21 protein-coding genes are annotated in these 25,816 nt (G+C 56.4%); 16 read left to right on the top strand and 5 right to left on the bottom strand.

What is annotated here, in order from left to right; genetic code table 11:
- The first annotated feature begins 28 nt into the window (after positions 1-28).
- The 4 genes from WH277_RS26405 to WH277_RS26390 all read left to right on the top strand — a co-directional run bounded on the left by WH277_RS26405 (position 29) and on the right by WH277_RS26390 (position 3,202).
- On the top strand, positions 29-1,198 hold the full coding sequence (locus WH277_RS26405) for a pyridoxal phosphate-dependent aminotransferase (RefSeq protein ID WP_227534564.1): 1,170 nt from the start codon (positions 29-31) through the stop codon (positions 1,196-1,198).
- 24 nt (positions 1,199-1,222) lie between these two features.
- Positions 1,223-1,999: a transporter substrate-binding domain-containing protein gene (locus WH277_RS26400; protein WP_339507367.1), complete on the top strand. Its 777-nt coding sequence runs from the start codon at positions 1,223-1,225 to the stop codon at positions 1,997-1,999.
- 70 nt (positions 2,000-2,069) lie between these two features.
- Entirely contained in the window at positions 2,070-2,771 is a 702-nt protein-coding gene (locus WH277_RS26395; protein ID WP_133841946.1) for a helix-turn-helix transcriptional regulator, read from the top strand.
- A 62-nt stretch (positions 2,772-2,833) separates the two neighbouring features.
- Positions 2,834-3,202, top strand: coding sequence for a VOC family protein (locus WH277_RS26390; RefSeq protein ID WP_339507366.1), 369 nt, complete (start codon positions 2,834-2,836; stop codon positions 3,200-3,202).
- 391 nt (positions 3,203-3,593) lie between these two features.
- Here WH277_RS26390 and pepT read toward each other — a convergent pair whose 3' ends face one another.
- Positions 3,594-4,826: a peptidase T gene (gene pepT, locus WH277_RS26385; RefSeq protein ID WP_339507365.1), complete on the bottom strand. Its 1,233-nt coding sequence runs from the start codon at positions 4,824-4,826 to the stop codon at positions 3,594-3,596.
- A 127-nt stretch (positions 4,827-4,953) separates the two neighbouring features.
- Here pepT and WH277_RS26380 point away from each other — a divergent pair, with 127 nt between their 5' ends.
- Positions 4,954-6,546, top strand: coding sequence for an ABC transporter substrate-binding protein (locus WH277_RS26380; RefSeq protein WP_133841949.1), 1,593 nt, complete (start codon positions 4,954-4,956; stop codon positions 6,544-6,546).
- A 581-nt stretch (positions 6,547-7,127) separates the two neighbouring features.
- Here the strand turns inward: WH277_RS26380 and WH277_RS26375 are convergent.
- Positions 7,128-8,051 (bottom strand): LysR family transcriptional regulator, encoded by a 924-nt coding sequence (locus tag WH277_RS26375; RefSeq protein WP_159336580.1) that lies wholly within the window; start codon positions 8,049-8,051, stop codon positions 7,128-7,130.
- Between the two features lie 160 nt (positions 8,052-8,211).
- Here WH277_RS26375 and WH277_RS26370 point away from each other — a divergent pair, with 160 nt between their 5' ends.
- Positions 8,212-9,636: a M20 family metallopeptidase gene (locus WH277_RS26370; protein ID WP_339507364.1), complete on the top strand. Its 1,425-nt coding sequence runs from the start codon at positions 8,212-8,214 to the stop codon at positions 9,634-9,636.
- Positions 9,633-10,904: an MFS transporter gene (locus tag WH277_RS26365; protein WP_339507363.1), complete on the top strand. Its 1,272-nt coding sequence runs from the start codon at positions 9,633-9,635 to the stop codon at positions 10,902-10,904. Before WH277_RS26370 ends, WH277_RS26365 begins: the two co-directional genes overlap by 4 nt.
- Positions 10,905-10,939: 35 nt before the next feature.
- Here WH277_RS26365 and WH277_RS26360 read toward each other — a convergent pair whose 3' ends face one another.
- Positions 10,940-11,980, bottom strand: coding sequence for an acyltransferase family protein (locus WH277_RS26360; protein ID WP_133841953.1), 1,041 nt, complete (start codon positions 11,978-11,980; stop codon positions 10,940-10,942).
- 476 nt (positions 11,981-12,456) lie between these two features.
- Positions 12,457-14,346, bottom strand: coding sequence for a sigma-54-dependent Fis family transcriptional regulator (locus WH277_RS26355; protein WP_339507436.1), 1,890 nt, complete (start codon positions 14,344-14,346; stop codon positions 12,457-12,459).
- Between the two features lie 274 nt (positions 14,347-14,620).
- Between WH277_RS26355 and ssuD the strand changes: the two genes are divergently transcribed.
- The 7 genes from ssuD (at position 14,621) to WH277_RS26320 (ending at position 22,465) form a co-directional block, all read left to right on the top strand.
- Complete coding sequence (ssuD, locus tag WH277_RS26350; protein ID WP_167863815.1) at positions 14,621-15,793, top strand: FMNH2-dependent alkanesulfonate monooxygenase; 1,173 nt, start codon at positions 14,621-14,623, stop codon at positions 15,791-15,793.
- Positions 15,794-15,803: 10 nt separating this feature from the next.
- On the top strand, positions 15,804-16,895 hold the full coding sequence (gene sfnG / locus WH277_RS26345) for a dimethylsulfone monooxygenase SfnG (RefSeq protein WP_133841955.1): 1,092 nt from the start codon (positions 15,804-15,806) through the stop codon (positions 16,893-16,895).
- Complete coding sequence (locus WH277_RS26340) at positions 16,888-18,279, top strand: FAD/NAD(P)-binding protein (protein WP_171148427.1); 1,392 nt, start codon at positions 16,888-16,890, stop codon at positions 18,277-18,279. The genes sfnG and WH277_RS26340 overlap by 8 nt, the downstream gene beginning before the upstream one ends.
- A 193-nt stretch (positions 18,280-18,472) precedes the next feature.
- Positions 18,473-19,882: an LLM class flavin-dependent oxidoreductase gene (locus WH277_RS26335; RefSeq protein ID WP_171148428.1), complete on the top strand. Its 1,410-nt coding sequence runs from the start codon at positions 18,473-18,475 to the stop codon at positions 19,880-19,882.
- Positions 19,879-20,892 carry a methionine ABC transporter ATP-binding protein gene (locus WH277_RS26330; protein ID WP_133841958.1) on the top strand — a complete coding sequence of 338 codons (1,014 nt, stop codon included), beginning with the start codon at positions 19,879-19,881 and terminating at the stop codon, positions 20,890-20,892. Before WH277_RS26335 ends, WH277_RS26330 begins: the two co-directional genes overlap by 4 nt.
- The gene (locus WH277_RS26325) at positions 20,889-21,593 is read left to right on the top strand and encodes a methionine ABC transporter permease (RefSeq protein ID WP_339507362.1); all 705 of its coding nucleotides are present in this window, start codon (positions 20,889-20,891) and stop codon (positions 21,591-21,593) included. The genes WH277_RS26330 and WH277_RS26325 overlap by 4 nt, the downstream gene beginning before the upstream one ends.
- Entirely contained in the window at positions 21,590-22,465 is an 876-nt protein-coding gene (locus WH277_RS26320; RefSeq protein ID WP_339507361.1) for a MetQ/NlpA family ABC transporter substrate-binding protein, read from the top strand. Before WH277_RS26325 ends, WH277_RS26320 begins: the two co-directional genes overlap by 4 nt.
- A gap of 36 nt (positions 22,466-22,501) precedes the next feature.
- On the opposite strand, the gene WH277_RS26315 is transcribed toward WH277_RS26320, so the two are convergent.
- Positions 22,502-22,870: a hypothetical protein gene (locus WH277_RS26315; RefSeq protein WP_133841962.1), complete on the bottom strand. Its 369-nt coding sequence runs from the start codon at positions 22,868-22,870 to the stop codon at positions 22,502-22,504.
- Between the two features lie 245 nt (positions 22,871-23,115).
- Between WH277_RS26315 and WH277_RS26310 the strand changes: the two genes are divergently transcribed.
- Entirely contained in the window at positions 23,116-24,579 is a 1,464-nt protein-coding gene (locus WH277_RS26310; RefSeq protein WP_339457807.1) for an MFS transporter, read from the top strand.
- Positions 24,572-25,777: an acyl-CoA dehydrogenase family protein gene (locus WH277_RS26305; RefSeq protein ID WP_339507360.1), complete on the top strand. Its 1,206-nt coding sequence runs from the start codon at positions 24,572-24,574 to the stop codon at positions 25,775-25,777. Before WH277_RS26310 ends, WH277_RS26305 begins: the two co-directional genes overlap by 8 nt.
- The last annotated feature ends 39 nt before the right edge of the window (positions 25,778-25,816 follow it).

The following is a 25,816-nucleotide window of genomic DNA, read 5'->3' as shown; positions in this document are numbered from 1 at the left end:
TTGGCTAATGTCCTGACCTGGAGCTTCCATGACCATCACCTCTTCGGTGCAGCAACGTTCTAAATTACCCGATGTCGGTACCACGATTTTTTCGGTGATCGGCCAGCTCTCTGCACAGTACAACGCGATTAACCTGTCGCAGGGCGCCCCTAACTTCCCGTGTGATCCTCAGTTGGTGAACGGTGTGACCCGCGCCATGCAGCAGGGTCATAACCAGTACGCCCCGATGACCGGCCTGGCGGCGCTGCGTGAGGTGCTGGCAAAAAAAGTTGAAACGCTGTACGGCCAGAAGTATGACGTTGCCAGCGAAGTGCTGATCACCGCCAGCGCCAGCGAAGGGTTGTACTCGGCCATTGCCGGGTTGGTTCATCCGGGTGATGAAGTGATTTTCTTCGAACCAGCGTTCGACAGCTATGCGCCTATTGTGCGTCTGCAAGGTGCAACGCCCATCGGCCTGAAATTACAGGTACCTGATTTCGCCATCAATTGGGATGAAGTCAGTGCGGCGATCACGCCGAAAACGCGCATGATCATTATCAATACCCCGCATAACCCGAGTTCACAGGTCCTCAGCCGTGACGATCTTGACCGTCTGGCATTACTGACCCGCAACACGGATATCGTGGTGCTGTCGGATGAAGTCTATGAGCATATTCTGTTTGATGGCCGTCAACACCACGGAATGGCAACCCACTCTGAGCTGGCGCAGCGCAGTGTGATTGTTTCATCCTTTGGAAAAACCTTCCATGTGACCGGCTGGCGCGTCGGTTATCTGCTGGCCCCGGCTGAGTTGATGGATGAAGTGGTCAAAGTGCATCAGTTTATGATGTTCTCCGCCGACACCCCCATGCAGGTGGCGTTTGCCGACTATCTGCATCAGCCCGCTAACTATCTGGGCCTGGGGGAATTTTACCAGCGTAAACGCGATACGCTGGCCAGCCTGCTGAAAGATTCACCGTTTACGCTGCTGCCTTCGGCCGGATCGTTCTTTATGTTAGCCAGTTATGCAGATTTCAGTGACGAGACTGACAGTGAAATGGTAAAACGTTTGATTGTTGATCACGGTGTGGCCACCATTCCGCTGTCGGCGTTTTATACCGATGGCACCGACAATAAATTAATCCGTCTTTCTTTCGCAAAAGACGAAGCCACCTTGCAGGCGGGCGCGCGCGCACTCTGTCAGGTCAAGCCTCGCTAACAGCACCACTCTGAGGGTAAATGAATGAAAAAACTGAATGCGTTGTTTGTGGCAGTAGGGTTGCTGACGTCCATGTCAGCGCTGGCGCAGGACACACTGCGTTACGGTCTGGAGTCACAGTACCCACCGTTTGAAAGCCGCAACGCCTCAGGCGAGCTGGAAGGGTTTGATATCGAACTGGGCAAAGCGATTTGCCAGGTGGGAAATTTCAAATGCAGCTGGGTGGAAAGCAGTTTTGATGCCCTGATCCCGGCGCTGGCCGCGAAGAAATTCGATGCCATCAACTCGGCGATGAACATCACCGAAGCGCGTATGAAAAGCATCGGTTTCACCAATCCTATTTACCGTATCCCGAGCATGCTGATTGCGAAAACCGGTTCCGGTCTGCTGCCAACTGTTGACAGCCTGAAAGGCAAAAGCATTGGTGTGTTGCAGGGTTCCGTTCAGGAAACCTTCGCCAAAAAACACTGGGAGCCACAGGGTGTGACTGTGACGCCTTACCAGGATCAGAACCAGGTTTACAACGACATGGTCGCGGGCCGCCTTGACGGTACGCTGGTGATGTCGGCTGCCGGGCAGTCTGGCTTCCTGGAAAAACCGCAGGGTAAAGAATTTAGCTTTGCCGGTAAGGCCGTGGAAGATCCGGTGGTACTCGGTGTCGGAATTGGTTTTGGTCTGCGTAAAGACGATGCCAAATTGAAAGAAGCGCTGGATGCCGCCATTGTGAAAGTGCAGAACGATGGCACCGTCACCAAACTGGCCGCGAAGTTCTTCCCAGGTATTGATGTGACAGTGAAATAACGTTACGCCACTCCGGCGGCCAGCCCTGCTGGCCGTCCCTGACATCCTCCCCAAACCGCCGATAGCCACTATGTCACGTGCTCAACGTCTGCTCGATCTGCTGCAACTTTTGCGTAACCACCGTTTCCCCATTACGGCTGAACAACTTGCCAGCGAATTGCGTGTCAGTACGCGAACGCTTTACCGTGATATTGCCACTTTGCAGCAACAAGGGGCGGATATCGTGGGTGAACCCGGATTGGGCTATGTTTTAAGACCCGGATTTACCCTGCCGCCGTTAATGTTTAACACTGCGGAAATTGCGGCGCTGGTACTCGGTTCCCGTTGGGTTGCGCGCCGGACCGATAACGAACTCGCCGCAGCGGCGCACTCTGCATTAAGCAAGATTGCCGATGTTTTGCCACCCGAACTGCGTTCGCAGCTGGAGTTATCGCCGCTGATGGTCGGCCCGGCGAAGGCGGAGTTGGCTATCAGTATTGATGTTGGCGCATTACGTCAGGCTATCAGCCGGCAGAACATCATAGAGATTGACTACCTTGATCTGAAAGACGTTAGCTCCCGGCGCAGAGTCTGGCCCATTGCGATTGGTTTTTTTGACTCTGTGCAGGTGCTCGTGGCCTGGTGCGAAACACGCGATGATTACCGCCATTTTCGCCTTGATCGTTTCACCCACCTGCAGGTCACCGCGCAGCGGTATCCACGTGCTCGCACACAGCTGATGAAAGCGTGGCGGGAACGCCATAATATTTCTGCTCAGGGATTTGGCTACTGACAAAAACTGTCAGTCGCATCGCCTAGTCTGTTCCCGTCCAGTCACTAAACGGGAAACCCCAAATGAAAGCACTTGATTTCACCATTCTGTATGTTGCCAGCCCGGCTAACAGCGCCGCTTTTTACCAGCGGATACTGAACGTTGATGCCGTCGAATTTTCACCCACCTTTGCGATGTTTATCCTGCCTTCCGGCGGTCGTCTCGGGCTGTGGATAGCCTCCGGGGTGACGCCGCCGGTGAGTGCCGGAGCCAGCCAGTCGGAGATTGTGTTTACTGCCGAAAGTCGTCAAGAGGTGGATAGTCTCTTCAGCCAATGGCAGGCGTGGGGCGTTGAGATCCTCGACCCACCAGCAACGCTGGATTTCGGATATACCTTTACCGCCTGCGACCCGGACGGGCATCGTCTACGTGTGTATGTTTATGAGGAATGAGGCGTACTCGCGGGTGCAGGTCAACATCAAGGGTGTTTCGCTTTTACCCGAAGTGGGCGGAGCGGTCGAGGGCTTGCGTCAGGCACATCGTACACTTGCAGCGAATCCCTTCGTCAGCTTCGTTCACCGACGCACCGGTTGTTGACGGCACATCGGGTTGCCGGTTTTAAAACCGACAGCGTGCAACCGTGCTGCGGGGATGGGGCCAGTTTGAGGTAAGCCGGACGTCACGCGACAGGACGTCGCGTGCCGAGGCCCGCAGGGATGCGGACTTTGCCGATCCGGCGTGCTCAAACTGGCCTCAGACCTGAAGCCAAACTGTCAGCCACAAAAAACAAGGTGATCCTTCAGCCCCACGGAAGGTCGTATTTCCCGGTAAGCCCACTAGAAATTACTCCGCTGCCAGCAGGCAGATTTTCTCAGCCAGCTGGTAAGACTTCACAAAGGACGGGATCGGCAGGAACTCAAACTTTGAGTGGAAATTATGCGCGCCAGTAAAGAAGTTCGGCGTTAATAACCCTTTTGCAGACAGCGCTGCACCATCCGTGCCGCCGCGCATCGGGATCACCTTCGGTTCAATATCCAGCTGTTTCATCGCGGCAAAAATCAGGTCAATCGGGCGCTTATCGGCGCCAATCGCGTTGCTGATATTGCTGTAGGTATCCGAAATACTGACCTCCACCTTGCCTGTTGGATACGCCTGGCGAATGATTTCCGCCACCTGATGCATCTGCTGTTTACGTTGCTCAAAGCTTGCCAGATCGAAATCACGAATCGAGGCCTTCAGGCGCGTTTCGCTGGCGTTGGCCTGCATATCATTAAACCAGGTGTAACCTTCACGTCCGGCAGTATGTTCCGGCGTCTGCTGGCGATCAAAGTGGCCGATAAAGTCCCAGGCCATCAGCAGCGGGTTCACCAGTACGCCTTTGCCTGACATCGGGTGGGCGGTAACGCCCGTCAGGATGATCTCAGCGGCGGCGGCATTGAAGTTCTCATACACCACTTCGCCCAGTTCGCAGCAGTCGATGGTATAAGCAAAGTCCACATCAAAGCGCGTCTTCAGATCCAGTGCTTTCGCGCCGCGCAGGCCGATCTCTTCATCCGGCACAAACGCCACCACAATATCGCCGTGCGGCTGCGCATCGTTCAGGTTTTCCATCAGCGTCATCACCACCGTCACGGCGGCTTTATTGTCGGCACCCAGCACGCTGGTACCATCGCTGAAAATAATGTCCTGCCCGTGATAAGCGGCGATCTCCGGGTGTTGCGCCTGGCGCAGCCAGATATCCTGTTCTGCATTCAGGCACAGATCTTGGCCCTCGAAGCGCAGGGTCTGCGGGTGAATATGCGGCGAGAGGCCGACATCCACGGTATCAATATGCGTAATAAAACCGATGCGCGGGGCGCCAGGGCGATTACCGGGTTTCACGGCGGTCACGGTGGCGAATTCATCAATCACCACGTTGTGTAACCCCAGCTGACGCAGTTCATCCGCCAGCAGCCGTGCCATATCATGTTGTTCAGGCGTGCTGGGCAGCACGGTGGACGCGGCGTCACTCTGGCTGGTGACCGCCAGATAGCGGTAAAAACGTTGAGTCAGCTGACGTGCCAGTAAATCAGTCATAAGCTTTCCTTATTTGTCTCGAGCGGTATGATTTCGGTAATGTGCAAAATCATGTTATTCATGAACAGGTTATTTACAGGTTTACGCACCACCCCCTGATAATGTCAAATAAAAAGCGAGGATGGAGATGAAGAAAGCGGTATTACGCACGGTTCTGGCGGCTCTGGCGCTGACCGTCACTTCAGCGGTTTCGGCAAAAACGCTGGTGTTCTGCTCTGAGGGATCGCCAGAAAACTTTAACCCGCAGCTGTACACCTCAGGCACCAGCGTGGATGCCAGCGCGGTGCCGATTTATAACCGGCTTGTCGATTTTACCCCCGGCACCACCCAGTTGATCCCCTCGCTGGCCGAAAGCTGGGATATCAGCCCGGACGGCACGGTTTACACCTTCCATCTGCGTAAGGGCGTGAAATTCCATAGTAATAAAAACTACAAACCAACGCGTGATTTTAACGCCGACGATGTCATCTTCTCGTTTATGCGCCAGAAAGATCCCGCCAACCCTTATCACAAGGTGTCTAACGGCAGTTACACCAACTTCGAAAGCCTGGAGTTCGGCACCTTGCTGAAAGGCATCGATAAGATTGACGATCACACCGTGCGCTTTACGCTTGCCCATGCGGAGGCGCCATTCCTCGCCGATCTCGGCTGGTACTTTGCCTCGATTCTCTCGGCCGAATATGCCGATGCGATGCTGAAAGCGGGCACGCCGGAAAAAGTGGATCGTGAACCGATCGGCACCGGGCCCTTTGAACTGGCGCAATACCAGAAAGATTCGCGCATCCTGTACCGTGCGTTCCCGCAATACTGGCAGGGTAAGGCGAAGCTGGACCGTCTGATCTTCACCATTACGCCGGATGCCTCAGTGCGCGCGGCCAAGCTGGAGAAAAACGAGTGTCAGGTGATGCCGTTCCCGAATCCGGCCGATCTGAAACGCCTGGAGGAAAACCCGAATATCACCATGATGCAAAAAGCAGGGCTGAACACCGGATTCCTCGCGTTCAATACGCAAAAAGCCCCGCTGGATAATGTCAAAGTGCGTCAGGCACTCAGCATGGCGATTAACAAATCTGCGATTATCGAGGCGGTATTCCAGGGGACGGGCACCGCAGCAAAAAACCTGCTGCCGCCGGGCGTATGGAGCGCGGATAAAGATCTGAAAGATTACGACTATGCGCCAGATCAGGCGAAGGCTTTGCTGAAAGAGGCGGGCATTGCACCGGGTACCACCATTGACCTGTGGGCGATGCCGGTTCAGCGGCCTTACAACCCGAATGCACGGCGTATGGCGGAGATGATCCAGGCGGACTGGGCGAAGGTCGGCATCAAAGCCAATATCGTCAGCTTTGAGTGGGGCGAATATCTCTCAAGGGTGAAAAACGGCGAACATCAGGCGGCACTGATGGGCTGGACCACGGCAACGGGCGACCCGGATAACTTCTTCGGCCCGCTGTTCAGCTGCACCTCTGCCAACGGCGGTTCCAACTCAGCGAAGTGGTGCTATGCGCCGTTTGATCAGCTGATTACCAAGGCGCGTGCCGAACAGGATCACGACAAGCGGGTAGTGATGTACCGCGAAGCGCAGCAGATCATGCACGATCAGGCGCCAGCGGTGATGATTGCCCACTCGACCATCTTTGAACCGGTACGCAAAGAAGTGACGGGTTATGAAGTGGACCCGTTTGGCAAACACATCTTCTATCAGGTGGATGTGAAATAAAACGCAGTGATGCTGATCTGCGCGATTGTCCAGGTCAACGTCAAGGTCAACGTCAAGGGCGTTTCGCTTACCCGCTGCGCGGGCTGAGCGACCCAGGGCGGCCAGTCGCCGCCGCCCTGGGGACCCGGGCTTTGCGGCAGGCGCATCGCCCGCTTTCAGCGGGTGCCTTCGCAAGCGCCGCTCACCGACGGAACGGTCGTGACGGCACCTCCCTGTGCCTGCTCTCCCTCTCACCGCCGTCCTGGCGGTTCGTCCTGGTTCACTGCGCTTCCTCAGCGCTGCTGAATGCCGCCTCAACGTCAAAACCCAGGTCAAAACCAAACTCAAATTAATCCACAGAAATTATCATGTTGTCGCTATTTTAAAACCCACAGCGAGCACAGTTTTTGCGGGGATGGGGCCAGTTTGAGGTAAGCCGGACGTCACGCGGCAGGGACGCCGCGTGCCGAGGCCCGCAGGGATGCGGCCGTTGCCGATCCGGCGTGCTCAAACTGGCCCCGGACCTGAAGCTAAACTGTCAGCGACAAAAATGACTGGGAAGCCCTCAGGGTGCGACCCTGTTTCCGGTCACCCCATACCCCCTAAAAATCAAACGCCGCCCGGATACTCTCATCCTTCTGCTTCAACTCATGCCGCACAAATTCCAGAAACAGCGTCAGCGCCGTCCCCGGTTTACGGCCAATGGCGGTCTGAACCTGCAATGAACGCTGGCTGAGCTGCTCAGCACCTACTGATTTCAGCATCAACCCGTGTTCAACCGCCTGGTACATCACCGTGAACTGGCTGCAAATGGTGATTGCCGTGGGGGTCTGTAACAGGAACGTATACAGCGTGCTGAAGTTATTGCAGGTCAGCACAGGTTCAACAAACGTCCCGCTCATACGGCAGGAGAGGTCAAACAGCTGGCGTACCGTGGTTCCCGCATCCGGTAATGCCAGCGGGTACGCCATCAGGTCACTGAGCTGTATCTGCTGTTGCGCCAGCGGGTGACTTTCATGCATCACCAGCAACACCGGGGCGGGCCAGGCGGCCACCACCTCCACGCCGCGTTCCGGGTGAAGACTGAACTGAAACGCCACGTCACATTCGCCACGCCGCATGATTTCGGCCACCTCCAGGGCACTGGCGACCGTCAGATGAAAACTGACGCCGGGATGCAACTGACGAAACTGGGTGCACAGCACAGGCAGCAGGCTGAACGCCATGCCGTCGGTGCAGGCCACCCGCAGCGCGGTGCGGCGAATGGCTTTCAGTCCTTTGATCTCGGCGATGGCATGTTCCATATCCATCATGCTCTTGCGCACGTGGTTTTCGAAAATCTGCCCGGCATCATTCAGCACCATGCCCCGTGCATGCCGTTCAAACAGCGGAGCGCCGACCCGCGCCTCCAGACGCTGGATCTGGCGGCTGATTGCCGACACGGCAACAAACAGCTGCTGACTGGCGGCACTCAGCGATCCACTGTTGGCGACGGCAAGAAAATAGCGAATTTCACTGCTGTGCATCGGGCTGCCTCGTTATGGTGCATGTTCACTGATCGTGCAGAACAGCATTGCTTTTAAAGCAACGCTAACTTGATTATTTGATGATTGTGGCAAAGAGCGATTCTAGCTTAAAACGGAGGGGCAAACACAAAAAGTAAACACAATAAAAACGGACCGACATATGACAGGTGAACAGGCGGTAGCGCTGGCCACGGCGTACTTTGACAGTGGCAAATTCAAACAGGTGCTGGCACGCCGCGTCGCCCTGCGCAGCGAAAGCCAGCGTGACGATCGCGATGAGGTGATCCAGCGCTATCTTGATGAAGAGATGGCGCCAGTGATGCAGGCGCTGGGCTTCACCACGGAACAGCTGGCGAACCCGCAGGCACCGTTACGGCCTTTCCTGTTGGCAACCCGCATAGAAGACCCGGAACTGCCGACCGTGCTCTGCTACGGCCACGGTGATGTGGTGTTTGGTGATGATGAAAACTGGCGCAGCGGCCTGACGCCCTGGGAACTGGTGGAAGAGGGCGACCGCTGGTACGGACGTGGCAGCGCGGATAATAAAGGCCAGCACTCGGTGAATATCGCCGCGCTGGAGCAGGTTGCAGCCGCGCGCGGCGGCACGCTGGGCTTTAACTGTAAATTCCTGTTTGAAATGGGCGAAGAGATCAGCTCCCCAGGCCTGATGGAGCTTTGCCAGCGCCACGGCGAGCAGTTGAAAGCCGATATCTTTATCGCCTCCGATGGCCCGCGCCTGAACGCCGTGCGTCCCACGCTGTTCCTTGGCTCACGGGGAGCGGTGAACTTCCGCCTCAGCATTCAGGCCCGCGACCGTGACTACCACTCAGGCAACTGGGGCGGCCTGCTGACCAACCCCGGCACCCAACTGGCCAGTGCGCTGGCCTGCCTGGTCAATCAGCACGGCCAGTTGCAGGTGTCAGCGCTGAAGCCGCCCGCGATCAGCGCGGCGGTGAAAGCGATCCTCAGCGACATTGAAGTGGGCGATGAAAATGGCCCGCAGATTGATCCGAACTGGGGCGAAGCCGGTCTGACGCCAACAGAGCGCCTCTATGGCTGGAACACGCTTGAGGTACTCTCATTCCTCGCCGGAAATCCGGCACGACCAATGAATGCCATTCCCGGCAAAGCGACCGCCGTCTGCCAGCTGCGTTTTGTGGTGGACACCGACTGGCAAAATATTGCCACGCATCTGCGCAACCATCTGGATGCGCACGGTTTTCCGCAGGTGACGGTGGAGGTGCTGCGCGGTTCCCCGGCGACACGTCTTGACCCGAGCGACCCGCTGGTTGACTGGGCGCTGGAGGTGATTGCCAACACCAGTGGCAAAAAACCGGCGCTGCTGCCGAATCTTGGCGGTTCACTGCCGAATGATGTCTTCGCCCACGCGCTGGGATTACCGACGTTGTGGATCCCGCACTCCTATCCGGCCTGCGGCCAGCATGCGGTGGATGAACATATGCTGAAATCCATTGCCCGCGAAGGATTACAAATCATGACCCGGCTGTTCTGGGATTTAGGCGAACAGGGCGGCACGTTGCTGGCCCGTCATCGTGCGCATCGCGCACAGGGGGAAGGCCAGTGAGCACTATCGTACAGCAACAACAGCCGGTCACACCGAACCTGTATAAAACCCTGTTTGCCACCTGCGTCGGTAACGCGCTGGAGTGGTTTGATATCGCGGTATACGGTTTTTTTGCCAACTATATTTCCCACGCCTTTTTCCCGACGGAGGACGCCTCAGTCTCCATGCTGCTGACCTTCGGCAGCTTTGGTGTCGCGTTCCTGATCCGTCCTCTGGGGGCCGTTGTGCTGGGGGCGTATGCGGACAGAGTCGGACGTAAAAAAGCGTTGCTGATGTCGATCACCCTGATGATGTTGGGTGGTCTGATGATTACCGTGATGCCGTCATATGAAAGCATTGGCCTGCTGGCACCGATCATGATCCTGCTGGCGCGTCTGATTCAGGGTTTCTCCGCCGGTGGGGAATTCGGCAGTTCGACGGCTTTCCTGGTGGAGCATTTCCCGGAACGTCGCGCATTTATTGCCAGCTGGCAGTTTGCTACCCAGGGTGCCAGTACCCTGATGGCGTCGGCGTTTGGCCTGGGGCTGACCGCCTGGCTGACAGAGGCGCAGATCCAGGACTGGGGATGGCGCATTCCGTTCGCGTTTGGTCTGCTGATTGGTCCGGTGGGTCTGTATATTCGCCGTCATGTGCATGAGCCAGCCAGCTTTGTTGCCCAGCCTAAATCACATGCCCCGCTGAAGGACCTGATGGGGCGCCAGAAAACATTGCTGCTGCTGGCCATCGGGCTGATGGTGATCTCAACGGGCGTTAACTACATGCTGAACTATGTGCCAACGTATGCAACGAAAACGCTGCATCTGCCAGGTTCAGTGGCCTTTACCGCCACGCTGGTCGCCGGGATTATTCTGACGGTGGTCACGCCGCTGATGGGGCTGTGGGCCGAGAAAGTGGGGCGCGTGCCGCTGATGTGGGGATCGCTTATTCTGCTGGCGCTGACCATTTATCCTGCCTTTAAGATGGTGGCAGATAACACCACGCCGACAACGTTGATCCTGCTGGTTGGCTGGATGGCCTTACTGAAATCGGTCTACTTCTCTACCGTGCCGTCGATGATGGCTGACCTGTTCCCGATGTCGACCCGCGCAAGCGGCATGGCCATCAGCTACAACGTTGCGGTGACGGTGTTTGGTGGTTTTGCCCCGCTGATTTGTACGCTGTTGATTAGCATGACGGGGTCCAGTCTGGCACCGAGCTATTATCTGATGCTGCTGGCGGTGTTCAGTGCGGTGGCATTGTTTAAAAGTCAGTACCGGGTAGGGCGTTAAGCGGAAAAAGGGCCGGATTATCCGGCCCTTTTGCTTTAGCTGGTTTTGACGCGGAAGGTCATTGTGGCGCGCTTCTCAATCATCCAGTAAATCAGATAACCGACAACGGCAGACGCCACGCTGAGGATCACCATCGCCAGATACATCGTGGCGGTACTGGGGGTGGGTAACAGCACATGCAGCACTTTCTGCAGTGCGCCCATAAACAGACGGTGGCAGAGATAGATAGAGTAAGAAGCCAGGCCAATGCCGGTGACGACACGCGTAAAGTGGGTCTGACGTTGCGAGGCGAATTCCATCCCGGTGAGCATAAAGAAACTGAGCGACAGCAGCAGTAACTGGGGATAGCCTTGCAACCACAGCGTCGATACCGCCAGTAATCCAGTAATCACGGCAAGAGATAAAACATTATGGGCATAACGTTGACTGAATCGTTTTTGCAGCATAAAACAGACAATGCCGCTGAGGAAATAAAGCATGATCTCATCGGTATAGAACTGGAAATAGGGCCGCTGTGAATCGCCGAATGATCCGATCGCAATGAAGGCGAAAATAGTGATGAAAATAAACCACATTCCACTGCGGCGATTGAATAACATACCAATCGCAAATACCAGATAGAACAGCATTTCATAACACAATGTCCAGCCTACCGATAATACCGGTGTCAGTGTGTCCAGTTCTTTAATATACACAGAGGGAATAAACAGCAGGGAGAGAATATCATCCAGCGGCGTTAATACCGTCGACGGGAACCAACCCGGATTAATCACCCAGGCCACAATCGTCAGCAGGGTGAACAGATAGTACATTGGCAAAATACGCACGAGACGTTTTTTGACAAACAACCCCATCTTGCCCTTACCAAAGTCCTCCCAGTGCACGCAGGCCATCAGGTAACCGCTGATCATAAAGAACAGGTATACGCCGAGTTTCCCCACGGCGCCGCCGTAACCAAACAGACCGGAAAAATAAGCCGGACTCAATTTGGCAGAAAAACTTTCAGCATGACAAACGACTACCAGCATACAGGCAATGGCCCGTAGATAAGTAATCGACAGGATATTTGTTTTCACCGACAACCCCCTCGGATTTTTAAATTTCCAGGAACCACTCAATAGCAAGGATGTAAAATTTTATATTCTTAAATAAAATTAAGGCAAAAGAGGGCTAATAACAGCCAATTCTATAAGTCTGCTATGGAGGAACGATTCCCTGGTGTTATTACGCAACCGCATATCATTTCGGACAATGGCGATCTGACAGGCTACGGCGAATAAACTTTACTCCAACAGGGGGATAAATTCCAAAGGTAAACTATTGTCAGGAAGTATTTAGGAATAACTCGCAGGGTGGCGGAAAAAACTCATTAGCCTGGTGTGACTAATTTATCAGTTTATTTGATGTTTTCTCGCCGAAATGGCGATTATTATCTTTCTGATTTATAACGATAACCTTACATAAAGCTATCGGTTACCATTGGAAACATTATCAGAAAGTTGAAATTATTCAGACAAATTTTGTGACAAGTAAGCTTTGCTAATCATTGGCCTTATCCACGCCACACGGCATCACGTACATTCACCGCTTTCGGCAGTAACCCCAGCGCAAAGAAACGGTCAGCAATCGCCTGCTGGGCGCGGATCACCGACAAATCCATGCGGCGGGTTTGATGGCTGCGGCGCTGTAAAGCATGTGACACCGCCTGCGGGGAGAGGCCGAGCTCAGCAGAGAGCAGGGCGGCCGCCTCCGGGCGATGGGCATCAATGTAGCTGCCAGTTTGTACCAGCGCCGCCAGCAGCTGATGCAACAAATCTGCGGAGTGGGCGGCAAAATCACGATGCGCCAGATAGAACTGATGGTTGTTCACCCGCCCGCGTCCATCGGCAATCACGCGCAGCTGACCGCTCAGTTCCGCATCGCTCAGCAGCGGGTCCCACATCATCCAGGCATCAACGGCATGATGATCGCTGGGGGTCAGAGGATATTTGGGCGGTGCGTACAGCACACGGACATCATTCAACGTCATACCTGCTTCATCCAGCATCTGCACCAGCAGGTAATGCACATTAGACCCTTTATTCACCGCAATGCGCTTACCGCGCAGATCGGCAATCGTCTGGATTGGGCTGTCCGGTGTCACCAGCAGGGCGACGCTCTGCGGTGCCGCAGGTTCCCAGGCAACGTACAGCAGCGGGCTGTTGCCCGCCTGGGCAAAAACAGGCGGCACTTCACCCGTGGTACCAAAGTCAATTTCGCGATTATCCAGCGCATGTAACAGCTGTGGCCCGGCGGGAAACTCGCTCCACAGCACGCTGATCCCCCGCTGGGTAAATTCAGCTTCCAGGCTCTGGCGCGCTTTCAGGATGCCGAGATTGCCAAACTTCTGATAGCCGATACGCAGTTCACGATCCTGGTGGCCCTGGCGTGAGGCATCGTGCCGTGCTGTGCTGACCAGGCTACGGCGGGCTTTAATCAGGCCAAGATGGCCTAAGTGAGTGCGCAGGGTATTACGGCTGATCCCCAGTAACGCAGCGGCCTGAAGCTGATTTTCGCCGCTCAGTTCAAACGCATTACGCACCAGCGCATCCAGTACCCGTTGATACAAGGGGCCGCCATCGCCCTGTAACTGCTGGCGCAGAAACGTATCCAGCGCCTGTTCGCTGACGGGGTGCGGTTCGAGTCTTTCGGTGTTCAGCCGGAGCTGATGCGGCGAGATAATCGACTCTTTACTCAGTAGTACGGCGTTATGCAGGGTATTTTCCAGCTCGCGCACATTGCCCGGCCAGGCATAATCCATCAACGTGGTGATGCTCTCTTCACTCAGCCGTAGTTGCGGACGCCCCAGACGGCGGGCATACAGCGTCAGAAAGTGGTCGGCCAGCAGGGGAATATCTTCGCGTCGCTGACGCAGCGGGGGCAGGGTGACCGCTGCCACATTAAGACGATAAAACAGGTCTTCACGGAAACGGCGCTCGCGAATGGCATGGGCAAGGTCGACATGCGTGGCAGCAATCACCCGAACGTTGACCTTCACCGGGCGGCGTGAACCCACGCGCGTGACCTCCCGCTCCTGCAAAACACGCAGCAGTTTGACCTGCAACGGCAGGCTCAGCTCACCGATCTCATCCAGCAACAGCGTGCCGCCCTCAGCCGCTTCAAACCAGCCCTGATGACGTTCAGTCGCCCCGGTAAATGCCCCTTTCTCATGGCCGAACAGTTCCGACTCCGCCAGGCTCTCGGTCAACGCCCCGCAGTTCACCGCCACAAAGGGCTGTGACTGACGCAGGCTGTGATGGTGCAGATAGCGCGCCACCACTTCTTTGCCGGTGCCAGTTTCACCAACAATCAGCACCGTGGCGTCGGTGGGTGCCAGCCGATCCAGTACGCTTTGAAACGCAATGGAGGCGGGATCAATCAGTAACGGGCCGGGATGCGACATGCTGTATTCCTGACGAGAGAAGAGAGGAAAAGAGTATCCTGGCGCGCCATCCGGGGCGAGGGGGTAACCGGCATGATTGCTGCAAATGCAACAGACTTCCGTCAGTGACTGCTGCATTTGCAGCAGAGAAAGCCGATTTTTATGAACGGCAATGCGATGATAAATAACGATTTTTACACCGATAACAGTTGGCACACTTCCTGCTAATGGTTTTATAACCAAAGCGTAACTTTGTATCGAATAAATTCAGATATAGTTATATAGGAAACAGATAATGAGCGAGTCAGCGCAGGACAATATCAACGTATTTTGGTTTCTCCCGACCCACGGAGACGGCCGCTATCTCGGCACCACCGAAGGCGGGCGTCCCGTCGACCTGCCGTATCTGCAACAGGTGGCGCTGGCCGCCGACAACCTCGGCTATTACGGCGTGCTGATCCCGACCGGAAAAAGCTGTGAAGACTCCTGGCTGGTCGCTGCTGCGCTGGCACCGATCACCAAACGACTGCGCTACCTGGTTGCAGTGCGTCCAGGCCTGCAACCACCCAGCCTTGCCGCACGAATGGCCGCCACGCTGGACCGACTGTCCGAGGGGCGCTTGCTGATCAACGTGGTGACCGGGGGGGATCCGGTTGAGAATAAAGGTGACGGCATCTTCCTCAGCCATGCGGACCGCTACCAGGTGACGCGCGAATTCCTTGAAGTCTATTCACGCCTGCTGAAGGGTGAAAAGGTCGATTTCCACGGTGATCATATTCGCGTGGAAGGGGCGGAGATCCTGTTCCCGCCCGTGCAGGAAGATGGTCCGCCGCTCTACTTTGGGGGATCTTCCGATGAGGCGATTGATGTTGCCGCCAGCCAGATCGATACCTACCTCACATGGGGTGAGCCCGTGGCGCAGGTGGCTGAAAAGCTGGCGGTAGTACGGAAACGTGCAGAAGAGCGAGGCCGCCAGTTGAGCTACGGCATCCGTCTGCACGTCATTGTGCGGGAAACGGAAGAAGAGGCCTGGGCTGCCGCTGACCGTCTGATTTCTCATCTGGATGAAGACACCATCGCTGCGGCTCAAAAGATTTTTGCCCGTATGGACTCCACCGGCCAGGCCCGCATGAGTGCGCTGCACAGCGGTTCGCGTGATGACTTAGTGATTGGCCCGAACCTGTGGGCCGGTGTTGGCCTGGTCCGTGGCGGTGCAGGCACGGCGCTGGTGGGCAGTCCGCAGCAGGTGGCGGACCGCATCCGCGAATATCAGGCGCTGGGCATTGAGAACTTTATTCTGTCGGGCTATCCGCATCTGGAAGAAGCCCACCGTTTTGCCGAACTGGTGATGCCGCTGCTGCCACTGGCATCGAATGCGGAAAAACGTCAGCGTACGGTCAATACCGGTCCATTTGGTGAAACGATCGGCGGCGACCGCCGTCCGGCGAAAAACAGCAGCGCCAGCTGAGGAGAGAACGATGAGTCATCAACCAATACAGTTTGCTTACTGGGTGCCTAACGTTTCTGGCGGGCTGGTGATCAGTAACATTCCCCAGCGTACTGGCTGGGATTTTGACTATAACCGCAAGCTGGCACAAATCGCGGAAAAAGCCGGTTTTGACTATGCGCTGACCCAGATACGTTTTACGGCCGGATACGGTGCAGATAATCAGCATGAGTCGGTCAGCTTCTCGCAGGCATTGCTCGGCGCGACTGAAAAACTGAAAGTCATCGCCGCCTTGCTGCCCGGACCGTGGAATCCCACGCTGGCTGCGAAACAAATTGCGACGATCAGTCATCTGTCGAATGCGCGTATTGCCGTGAATGTGGTCAGCGGCTGGTTTCGTGGGGAGTTCAAGGCGATTGGTGAGCCGTGGCTGGATCATGAAGAGCGCTATCTGCGTTCAGAAGAGTTTATTCGCTGCCTGCGTGGTATCTGGCAACAGGATGTCTTCAACTTTTCCGGCGATTTCTATCGCTATCGCGACTATTCGATGAAGCCAAAACCGCTCGATCCATTGCCGGAAATATTCCAGGGGGGGAGTTCACGCGCCGCCCGGGATATGGCGGCACGGGTATCTGACTGGTACTTCACCAACGGCAACACCGTCGAAGGTATCCGCCAGCAGGTAGATGATATCCGCCAGAAAGCGGAAGAGAACCAGCATCAGGTCAAAATCGGTGTTAACGGCTTCGTCATCGCCCGTGATACAGAGCAGGAAGCCCAGCAGGCGCTACAGGCGATCCTCGACCATGCCAACCCGGATGCGGTAAAAGGCTTCCAGCATGAGGTCAAAAATGCGGGTAGCGCTTCACCCGAAGGCGAAGGTAACTGGGCGAAATCGACGCTGGAAGATCTGGTGCAGTATAACGATGGCTTCAAAACCAACCTGATCGGCACGCCGTTGCAGATTGCTCAACGTATCATCGCGCTGAAAGAGGCCGGGGTCAGTCTGATGTTGCTGGGGTTTCTGCATTTTCAGGAAGAGGTCGAATTCTTTGGCCGCGAGGTGATTCCTCTGGTGCGTGAGCTGGAACGTCAACAGCAGCGAGAGCACAGTCATGGCTGAGCGTCATATCGTTATCGTCGGCGGCGGCTTTACCGGCACCGCAGTGGCCATCCATCTGGCAAGGCTCGGTGACGCCGGGCTGACGGTAACGGTGGTGGAGCCGCGTTCACAGCTGGCACGCGGAGTGGCCTATGGTACCCGCGATCCGGCGCACCGCATTAATGTCCCCGCTGACCGCATGCAGCTTTCGGGGGCGGAACAGGGGGATTTTGATCGCTGGTTCCGCGCCTCACCGGCTTACCAGACGGACCCGGACGCACGCTGGCACGATGGCAAGGTTTATCCACAGCGCGGTCAGTTTGGCGCGTATATCGCCGAACAGTTTGCCCGCGCACAGCTGCACTCTCCGGTCAAACTGCACCATCTCTGTGACCGGGGGGTGGCGCTGGAGCAGGGAACGCTGCGTACCGCGTTGGGTAAAAAGCTTCAGGCCGATGATGTGGTACTGGCGATCAGTCATCCGCCTCCGGCGCTGCCGCGTGCGGTGGCACTGGCGCTGGAAGGGCATCCGGGGCTGATTGCCGATCCCTGGCGTCATGATGCGCTGACCACGATTGCCCCTGATGAACGGGTCGCCATTATGGGCAGTGGCCTGAGTATGTCGGATGTGGTGGCAACGTTACACCGTCACGGACATCGCGGGCCGATTGTGGCGTTTTCGCGCCGGGGGCTGCTGCCTCGCCCGAACCTCAGTGGCCCGTTTGAACCGCGTCCACTGGACTACCAGCAGCCGCAACACGCCTCGGCGCGCGCGTGGCTGCACCGTATTCGCCAGGAAGTGGCTGCTGCCGCTCTGCAGCAACTGCCATGGCAGCTGGTCCTCGATGATATTCGCGTTAACGGACAGCGCCTGTGGCAGCAGCTGTCCCTCAATGAACAACGCCGGTTCCTGCGGCATTTGCGCCCGTGGTGGGATGTGCATCGCTATCGCATTGCGCCACAGGTCAGCGCGGTACTGGAACAGCTGCAGCAGCGCGGCCAGTTAACGGTTCAGGCTGCGCGTCTGGCAGCGGTTACCGCAGCAGGTGCCGACATCACCCTGCGGCTGCAACCGCGCAGCGGTGAAGCGCAGAGCCTGAACGTGGATCGGCTGATTATCACCACCGGACCTGCGCACGGCGGGCTACTGCAAAGCGATGTGTTGCTGCATCAGCTGGCCGCGACGGGCGTAATACAGGCCGATCCGCTGGCGCTGGGGATCCAGGTTAATGCGCGTTCGCAGACGGAACGTGCTGACGGTAGCGCCAATCCACATCTTTATGTTGCCGGCCCGGCGGCGCGCGCCCGCTTCGGTGAACTAATGGGGTTGCCGCAGGTGGCAGAACATGCGGAAAGCGTTGCCCGGCAGCTGCTGGGGCTGGATGCGGAGCGATGTCCCGTCTGACGCGTTAACTCACCGAAAAAAATAACCTAAATAATTCGAGACCCTAAATAATTCGAGCTGAAGGAAGGCGGCAAGCCCGAGAGTCCCCAGGAGCATAGATAACTATGTGACTGGGGTGATCGGGCGCAGCCAACGCACCTGCAGCTTGAAGTATGACGGGTGTCGGCTGTCTGGAATCTGGAGTGTGCTATCTATGTCTCAACAACGTGAAATTCGCCTGAATGCCTTTGATATGAACTGTGTCGGTCACCAGTCGCCGGGCCTGTGGGCGCACCCGCGTGACCGCTCCTGGCAGTACAAAGATTTAAGCTACTGGACCGATCTGGCGCGTCTGCTGGAGCGCGGCAAGTTCGATGGTCTGTTTATTGCGGATGTGCTGGGGGTTTACGACGTGTTGAACGGCGATAACCAGGCCGCGATTCGTAATGCCACCCAGGTGCCGGTCAACGATCCGCTGGCGCTGATCACCCCGATGGCGCTGGTGACCGAACATCTCGGCTTTGGCCTCACTGCCTCGCTGTCGTTTGAACATCCGTATCCGTTTGCCCGCCGTATCTCAACGCTCGATCACCTGACCAAAGGGCGCATTGGCTGGAACATCGTTACCTCCTATCTGGAGAGCGGGGCACGCAACATTGGCCATCAGTCGCAGACCGATCACGATGCCCGCTATGACTATGCCGATGAATATCTTCAGGTGATCTACAAACTGCTGGAAGGGAGCTGGGAAGAGGGAGCAATCCTGCGCGATCGTGAGCGCCGCATCTTCAGCGACCCGAGCAAAATTCATCCAATTAACCATCAGGGCACCTTCTTCCAGGTGCCGGGCATCCACCTGTGTGAGCCTTCGCCGCAGCGCACCCCCGTGCTGTATCAGGCCGGTGCGTCCAGCCGTGGCAAACAGTTTGCTGCCGAACATGCTGAATGCGTGTTTGTCGCCGCACCGTCCAAAGTGCTGCTGAAGAAAACCGTGGCGGATATTCGCCGCCGCGCAGCCGAAGCCGGACGCGACCCGCGCAGCATCCTGATTTTCAACCTGCAAACGGTGATCGTCGATGAGACGGACCAGGCGGCACAGGCCAAATGGCAGGAGTACAAAAGCTACGTCAGTTACGAGGGCGCGCTGGCGCTGATCTCCGGCTGGACGGGCATCGATTTCGGCCAGTATCAGCCCGATCAGGTGCTAAAACACCTGCACACCAATGCGATTCAGTCAGCTGTAGAAACCTTCTCTACCGCCGACCCTGATCGCCAGTGGACGGTGCAGGCGCTGGCGGACTGGGTGGGCATTGGCGGCTTTGGTCCGTTGCTGGTCGGCAGTGCGCAAACGGTGGCGGATGAGCTGCAAAGCTGGGTGGAAGAAACGGATGTTGACGGATTTAACCTCGCGTATGCGGTAACGCATGAAACCTTCAGCGATGTGGTGGAACACCTGATCCCGGAACTGCAAAAACGTGGCGTGTACAAGAAAGAGTACCAGCCCGGCACCCTGCGCGAAAAACTCTTTCACCAGGGCGCTCGTCTGGCCGAACCACATCCGGGCGCGGGCTACCGCCGGGAATCACAGACTGCGGTCGTGGCAGAAGATGAGGTCACTCCATGATTGAAATCGACGGCCTGCGTAAACACTACACGGCGGCAGGGGGCCGCACGGTTGAAGTGCTGAAAGGCATTTCACTGACGGTGCCCGCCGCGTCGATCACGGCAGTGGTTGGCCCGAGCGGTGCCGGGAAGTCGACGCTGGCAAAGTGCATCAGCCTGCTGGAGCGGCCCAGCTCCGGCAGTATCCGGGTCAACGGCGAAGATCTCTCTCGCCTGTCCGGTGTCGCGCTGCGGCGTGAACGGCGTGCCATTGGCACCGTCTTTCAGTCGTCCGCGCTGCTGCAACGCAAAACCGCCTGGGAAAACGTCGCGCTGCCGCTGGAGTGGCTGGGTGTGGTGCCTGGGGAAATCAAACGCCACGTTGGTCAGTTGCTGGACAGCGTGGGGTTGTCGGACAAAGCGGGGTACTACCCGGCTCAGCTCTCCGGCGGTCAGCGTCAACGCGTCGGTATTGCCCGCGCCCTGGCGCTGAAACCCTCCGTATTGCTGGCCGATGAAGCGACCTCCGGGCTGGACCCACAGGCCACCGATGCCATTCTGCTGTTGCTGAAACAACTTCGTCAGCAGTTTGGGTTGTCGATCATCCTGATTACCCACGAGATGGACGTGGTGCGCAGCACCGCCGATGCCGTGGCAGAAATCCGCGACGGTCAACTGGTGCAGCAGGGGCCATTACAGCAGTTGCTCAGCACCCCGGATTCGGCGCTGGCCGCACAGCTGTTCCCGCTGCGTCCGGTTACCGCCAGCGGCGACTTGCTGCTGCGTCTGACCTGCGCACCGCCGCTGGCCACCGACTGGATCAGCCGGCTCAGCGTGCAGCACAACGTGCAGGTTGATCTGCTGGCGGCGCATGTGGAAGAGGTGGCGGGGCAACTCGCCGGACGGATGCAGATTGCGGTGCGTTTTAACCAGCGCCCGCTGTCACCAGAGGCGCTGATTACTGCTCTGGCACAGCTGGGCATGAAGGCACAAATCATCGAGGCGCGCCCGCGCTTGCAGGAGGCCGGATGAAACCCGTTGACGTTACCAGCCAGGATACCCCCTGGAACCAGATCCATGAACTGATGCTGCCTGCCTACGGTGAAACCTGGCTGATGGTCGGCATTGTGATGGTGTTTGTTGTCACTCTCGGCGGAACGCTGGGCGTGGTGTTGTTTAACACCTCGCGCTCCGGACTATTTCCGCAAGCGGGGCTGAACCGTAGCCTGAGCGGGTTGGTAAATATTGGTCGTTCACTGCCGTTTCTGGTGCTGATGGCGGCGATTATTCCGTTCACCTTCTGGCTGACCGGTACCACCATCGGCATTCCGGCGGCTGTGATCCCAATGATTGTTGCCGGGACGCCGTTTTTCGCCCGCCTGGTGGAGAACGCACTGCGTGAACTGCCGCCGGAAGTGACAGCGGTCGGACTGGTGTCCGGCGGTTCGCGCTGGCAGGTGATCACCGGGGCGCAGCTCAGTGAGGCGCTCCCCGCCATCGTCGCTGCGATCACCCTGAACGTCATCTCGATGATCGAATACTCCGCCATTGCGGGCACCATTGGTGCCGGGGGCATCGGCTATCTGGCCGTGGTGTATGGCTACCAGCGTTTTGATAACCACATCATGATCGCCACCATTGTGGTGCTGATTGTGACCATCCAACTGATTCAGTTTATTGGCGACCGCGTGGTTGCCGCACTTCAACACTCACAGGGTACACACTCATCATGACGCAGCAGAATTTTGAACTGAAAAAGAAGAAAACCTGGCCGTGGCAGGTCGCCATCGTGGCTATTGTGCTGATCGCCGGACTGGGCTGGTACTTCACTGCCCAGCAGCGTCACAGCGTGACTTTCGGCACCACGCTGAAAGTGCATTTTGAACCGGCGATGGCCGGAGAGCAGCGCCTGATCGAATATGTCGCGCAGAACATTGCGCCAGATTATGGCATCAAGCTGGAAGCGGTAGGGTTGCAGGATCCGGTGCAGGCTGACCGTGCCGTGGCGGAAGGCCAGTATGCGGCAACCATCTATCAGCACCAGTGGTGGCTGAAGCAGGTGGTGGATGCCAACAAGTTTGAACTGACCTCGACCCTGCCGGTATTCCAGTGGGCATTCGGCATCTACTCTGACCGTTACAAGACCATTGCTGATCTGCCGCAAGGCGCGGAAATCGTGGTACCGAATGACGGTGCTAATCAGGGGCAGGCGCTGTGGCTGTTACAGCGTATTGGTCTGATTGGTTTGGATCCGGCGGTAGAACCGCGTACGGCGAAATTAAAAGATATTAAAGAGAATCCACATAATTTTAATTTTAAAGAACTCGATCTGTTAACCATGCCACGGGCATTAAATTCTGTGGATGCGGCGATTGGGTATGTTTCCCAGTTTGATGCAGGAAAAGTTTCTCGCGACAAAGGCATATTATTCCCGCCTGCGCCACAAACCTTTGCCTCACAGTTGGTGATTGGTACGCCTTATTTAAACGATGAAAATATTATCAAGCTGAAAAAAGCGTTTGCCGATCCCCGTGTGCAGCAGTGGTTAAAGGAAACCACCGAACCGCTGGTACAGGGTGTGTTGGTGCCTGTTTCGGAAAAATAAAATGTTCAGCCCGGAATAGTCCGGGCTTTTTTAACATCAAGGCATTCTGTAAAGGGTAAATAAAGGTTGAGCTTGTCGATAGGCGAGGTCGGGATACATTGCGCGCTGCCTGAAATCTGAAATCCAGATTGAACCATCGAACATGGCCATGTGACCGATCGGGTCATCTTCACTATATGGTTGAATAACAACAATATCACCAGCAATTATTATTGAGTCAGCAGGCAACTCTGCAAACCCTGCACGTGATAATGATGCGCTAAAATTTTTTGCATTATTGGTTCGGTGCAGAGTGATTCCACCTGCTTCTATTGCCTGTTTGGTAAATTCGGCACAACTATTTTGGGATGCTGGTTTTGCACGACTTCGCAAGTGTTTTAATGCTTTATCTCTGTTCCATTTCATGTCGTTCTCCTTTTAAAACAATCGCGTACTCTAATGAGTTTGGCATGCTTTTTGCTAAGCTAATTGTGCTATTTGCATTTATTATGACATTTAAGTGATTTATTTTACGCGCATTATGACTTTGTCGCACATTCAAATAATTTTTCCTTGTTTGTTATTGCAGGGTTTCCTCTCTATAAAAGTAGTGTGGCACCCGAAAATAACGGGTGAGCCTGCAAATAAAATAATAGATATATGGGGATACTATGAGTTCAATTAATATTGACGATGGCATTGCAATACCGCCATCCCATTCAACACCGGTTCGATCCGTCAGTGATGTGGCGCAGCTGATTAACACCCGTACCAGTAAAAATAGTTACGCACGCTGGATTGTCTTTCTGGCCCTCGGCGGCGTGTTTCTCGATGCCTACGATCTGACCACGCTCTCCTACGGCATTGACGATGTGGTGAAAGAGTTTGGCTTAACGCCGGCGATCACCGGGCTGGTGACGTCATCGATCATGATCGGCACCATAGTGGGCAACCTGCTGGGTGGCTGGCTGACCGATAAATATGGCCGCTACTCCGTCTTTATGGCCGATATGCTGTTCTTTGTGGTCTCCGCGATTGCTGCCGGATTAGCGCCGAACGTTTGGGTGCTGATCGGTGCCCGTTTCCTGATGGGCATTGGCGTTGGCATCGATTTGCCCGTGGCGATGGCCTATCTGGCTGAATTCTCGAAGTTTGCGGGCAAGGGCAACAAAGCCGCCCGGCTGGCGGCCTGGTGCCCGATGTGGTACGCCGCTTCGTCCGCCTGTTTCTTTATTATCTTTGCGCTCTACTTCCTGCTGCCTGCCGAACACGCCGACTGGCTGTGGCGCGCCTCGCTGCTGTTTGGTGCGGTGCCTGCGCTCTTGATCATCGCCGTGCGCAGCAAGTTTATGAATGAATCCCCGCTGTGGGCCGCTAATCAGGGTGACCTGGAAGGGGCGGCGCGTATTCTGCGTGACTCCTATGGCATTACGGCGCATGCCGCCGAACCCGATGAAAGAGAGCCCGTGAAGAAGGCACCCCCGAAGGTGAGTTTCCGTGTGCTGTTCCAGAAACCGTACCGCGAACGCACCATTGTGACGGCGGTCATGAATATCTGTATCTCGTTTGAATACACCGCGATTGCCTTCTTCCTGCCGTCAATTCTTGCGCAGTTCCTGGGGGCAGGCGTGTTTGAAACCATCTCTGCTTCACTGGGGCTGAATGCGCTGTTTGCCTTTACCGGCGGTCTGCTGGGCATGCGTCTGGCATGGAAATTCCCATCACGTCATGTGGCGATTGCCGGTTTTGCCCTGCAATTTATCGCGTTGATCTCGCTGGCGCTGATTGGTCACCCAAGTGCCACGATGGGTGTGGTGTTCGCCATCCTGATGTTGGGTCTGTGGCTGTTTGCTGAAGGTTTCGGCCCTGGCGCGCAGATGATGATCTACCCTGCACTCTCTTATCCAACGCATATCCGAGCCACCGGCGTCGGCTTTGGCCGCTCCCTGTCCGGCGTCGGCAGTGCGCTGGCGCTGTTTATCCTGCCCATTTTGCAGGCCTCTTTTGGCACTAATATGTTCTGGATTGTCTCGCTGGCCGCGATTATCCCGATTATTTTCCTGCTGGTGATCCGTTTTGAACCGACGAAGCAGGACATTGATGACCCATCCGAAAAGGAAGAATCCTATGTCTGAATCTGTTGCTGATTACGCCGCGCTGGCGGCCCGTTTTCGCCCGATATTTGCCCGCATTGCTGCAGGTGCTGCCGAACGTGAAGTGACGCGTACGCTTCCGTTGGAGCCGATTCGCTGGTTGAAAGAAGCCGGGTTCGGCACCCTGCGTATCCCGCAGGCGGAGGGCGGTTTTGGCGCCACCTTGCCGCAGCTGTTCCAGCTGCTGACGGAGCTGGCGGAAGCCGACTCTAACCTGCCGCAGGCGCTGCGCGCCCATTTCGCTTTTGTGGAAGATCGCCTGAATCAGCCTGACAGTGAAGAGCGTCAGCGCTGGTTCCGCCGCTTCCATGATGGCGAGCTGGTGGGTAGTGGCTGGACGGAAATCGGCAATCTCAAGTTGGGTGAGGTAATCACCCGCGTCACCCCGTCAGAGAAGGGCTGGTTGATCTCCGGCGAGAAGTTTTACAGCACCGGCACGCTGTATGCCGACTGGATTGATGTTTATGCCCAACGCAACGATAACGGTCGTGATGTGATTGCGCTGGTGAATACCCATCAGCAGGGCGTAGAGCGTGAAGATGACTGGGACGGCTTCGGCCAGCGTCTGAGCGGCAGTGGGACCACCCGTTTTCATCAGGCAGAGGTTGAGCAGGCGCATGTCTATGATTTCACCGAGCGTTTTCGCTATCAGACCGCGTTTTATCAGCATGTTTTACTGTCGACGCTGGCGGGAATTGGCCGAGCCGTGAAACGCGATGCGGCGGCAGGCGTTGCCAGCCGTAAACGCGTCTACAGCCACGGCAATGCCACGCAGGTGAAAAACGATGTACAGGTGTTGCAGGTAGTGGGGCAGATCTCCAGCTGGGTCTATGCGGTTGAAGCGGCAACTCAGCAGGCAACGCATGCGCTGCAAGGTGCTTATGAGGTCCATAACAGCGGGGACGAGGCGCTGATCCAGCAGGCCAATGTGCTGGCGGAACTGGAGTCCGCACAGGCGCAGGTGATTGCCACCGAGCTGATCCCGCGTGCCGCAACCGAGCTGTTTAATGCACTGGGGGCATCAGATACTCGCATCAGTAAAGCGCTGGATCGCCACTGGCGTAATGCGCGTACCGTGTCGTCGCATAATCCGGTGATTTATAAGATCCGTAATGTGGGCGACTGGGAGGTGAACGGTAAGGAACCGACGTTTATCTGGCAGATTGGCGAAGGGGAGTAACACCCAAACCTACCCACTCTTAACTCTTAGCAGCGGGTC

It is taken from the genome of Erwinia sp. MYb416 (assembly GCF_037479575.1).
Classification (GTDB): Bacteria; Pseudomonadota; Gammaproteobacteria; order Enterobacterales; family Enterobacteriaceae; genus Erwinia; species Erwinia rhapontici.
This window is presented reverse-complemented; position numbering and strand designations above follow the sequence as displayed.

Excerpts from the sequence above, each read along its gene's own strand:
- WH277_RS26405 (WP_227534564.1), top strand. The coding sequence starts at position 29 with ATGACCATCACCTCTTCGGTGCAGCAACGTTCTAAATTACCCGATGTC.
- WH277_RS26400 (WP_339507367.1), top strand. The coding sequence starts at position 1,223 with ATGAAAAAACTGAATGCGTTGTTTGTGGCAGTAGGGTTGCTGACGTCC.
- WH277_RS26395 (WP_133841946.1), top strand. The coding sequence starts at position 2,070 with ATGTCACGTGCTCAACGTCTGCTCGATCTGCTGCAACTTTTGCGTAAC.
- WH277_RS26390 (WP_339507366.1), top strand. The coding sequence starts at position 2,834 with ATGAAAGCACTTGATTTCACCATTCTGTATGTTGCCAGCCCGGCTAAC.
- pepT (WP_339507365.1), bottom strand. The coding sequence starts at position 4,826 with ATGACTGATTTACTGGCACGTCAGCTGACTCAACGTTTTTACCGCTAT.
- WH277_RS26380 (WP_133841949.1), top strand. The coding sequence starts at position 4,954 with ATGAAGAAAGCGGTATTACGCACGGTTCTGGCGGCTCTGGCGCTGACC.
- WH277_RS26375 (WP_159336580.1), bottom strand. The coding sequence starts at position 8,051 with ATGCACAGCAGTGAAATTCGCTATTTTCTTGCCGTCGCCAACAGTGGA.
- WH277_RS26370 (WP_339507364.1), top strand. The coding sequence starts at position 8,212 with ATGACAGGTGAACAGGCGGTAGCGCTGGCCACGGCGTACTTTGACAGT.
- WH277_RS26355 (WP_339507436.1), bottom strand. The coding sequence starts at position 14,346 with ATGTCGCATCCCGGCCCGTTACTGATTGATCCCGCCTCCATTGCGTTT.
- ssuD (WP_167863815.1), top strand. The coding sequence starts at position 14,621 with ATGAGCGAGTCAGCGCAGGACAATATCAACGTATTTTGGTTTCTCCCG.
- sfnG (WP_133841955.1), top strand. The coding sequence starts at position 15,804 with ATGAGTCATCAACCAATACAGTTTGCTTACTGGGTGCCTAACGTTTCT.
- WH277_RS26340 (WP_171148427.1), top strand. The coding sequence starts at position 16,888 with ATGGCTGAGCGTCATATCGTTATCGTCGGCGGCGGCTTTACCGGCACC.
- WH277_RS26335 (WP_171148428.1), top strand. The coding sequence starts at position 18,473 with ATGTCTCAACAACGTGAAATTCGCCTGAATGCCTTTGATATGAACTGT.
- WH277_RS26330 (WP_133841958.1), top strand. The coding sequence starts at position 19,879 with ATGATTGAAATCGACGGCCTGCGTAAACACTACACGGCGGCAGGGGGC.
- WH277_RS26325 (WP_339507362.1), top strand. The coding sequence starts at position 20,889 with ATGAAACCCGTTGACGTTACCAGCCAGGATACCCCCTGGAACCAGATC.
- WH277_RS26320 (WP_339507361.1), top strand. The coding sequence starts at position 21,590 with ATGACGCAGCAGAATTTTGAACTGAAAAAGAAGAAAACCTGGCCGTGG.
- WH277_RS26315 (WP_133841962.1), bottom strand. The coding sequence starts at position 22,870 with ATGAAATGGAACAGAGATAAAGCATTAAAACACTTGCGAAGTCGTGCA.
- WH277_RS26310 (WP_339457807.1), top strand. The coding sequence starts at position 23,116 with ATGAGTTCAATTAATATTGACGATGGCATTGCAATACCGCCATCCCAT.
- WH277_RS26305 (WP_339507360.1), top strand. The coding sequence starts at position 24,572 with ATGTCTGAATCTGTTGCTGATTACGCCGCGCTGGCGGCCCGTTTTCGC.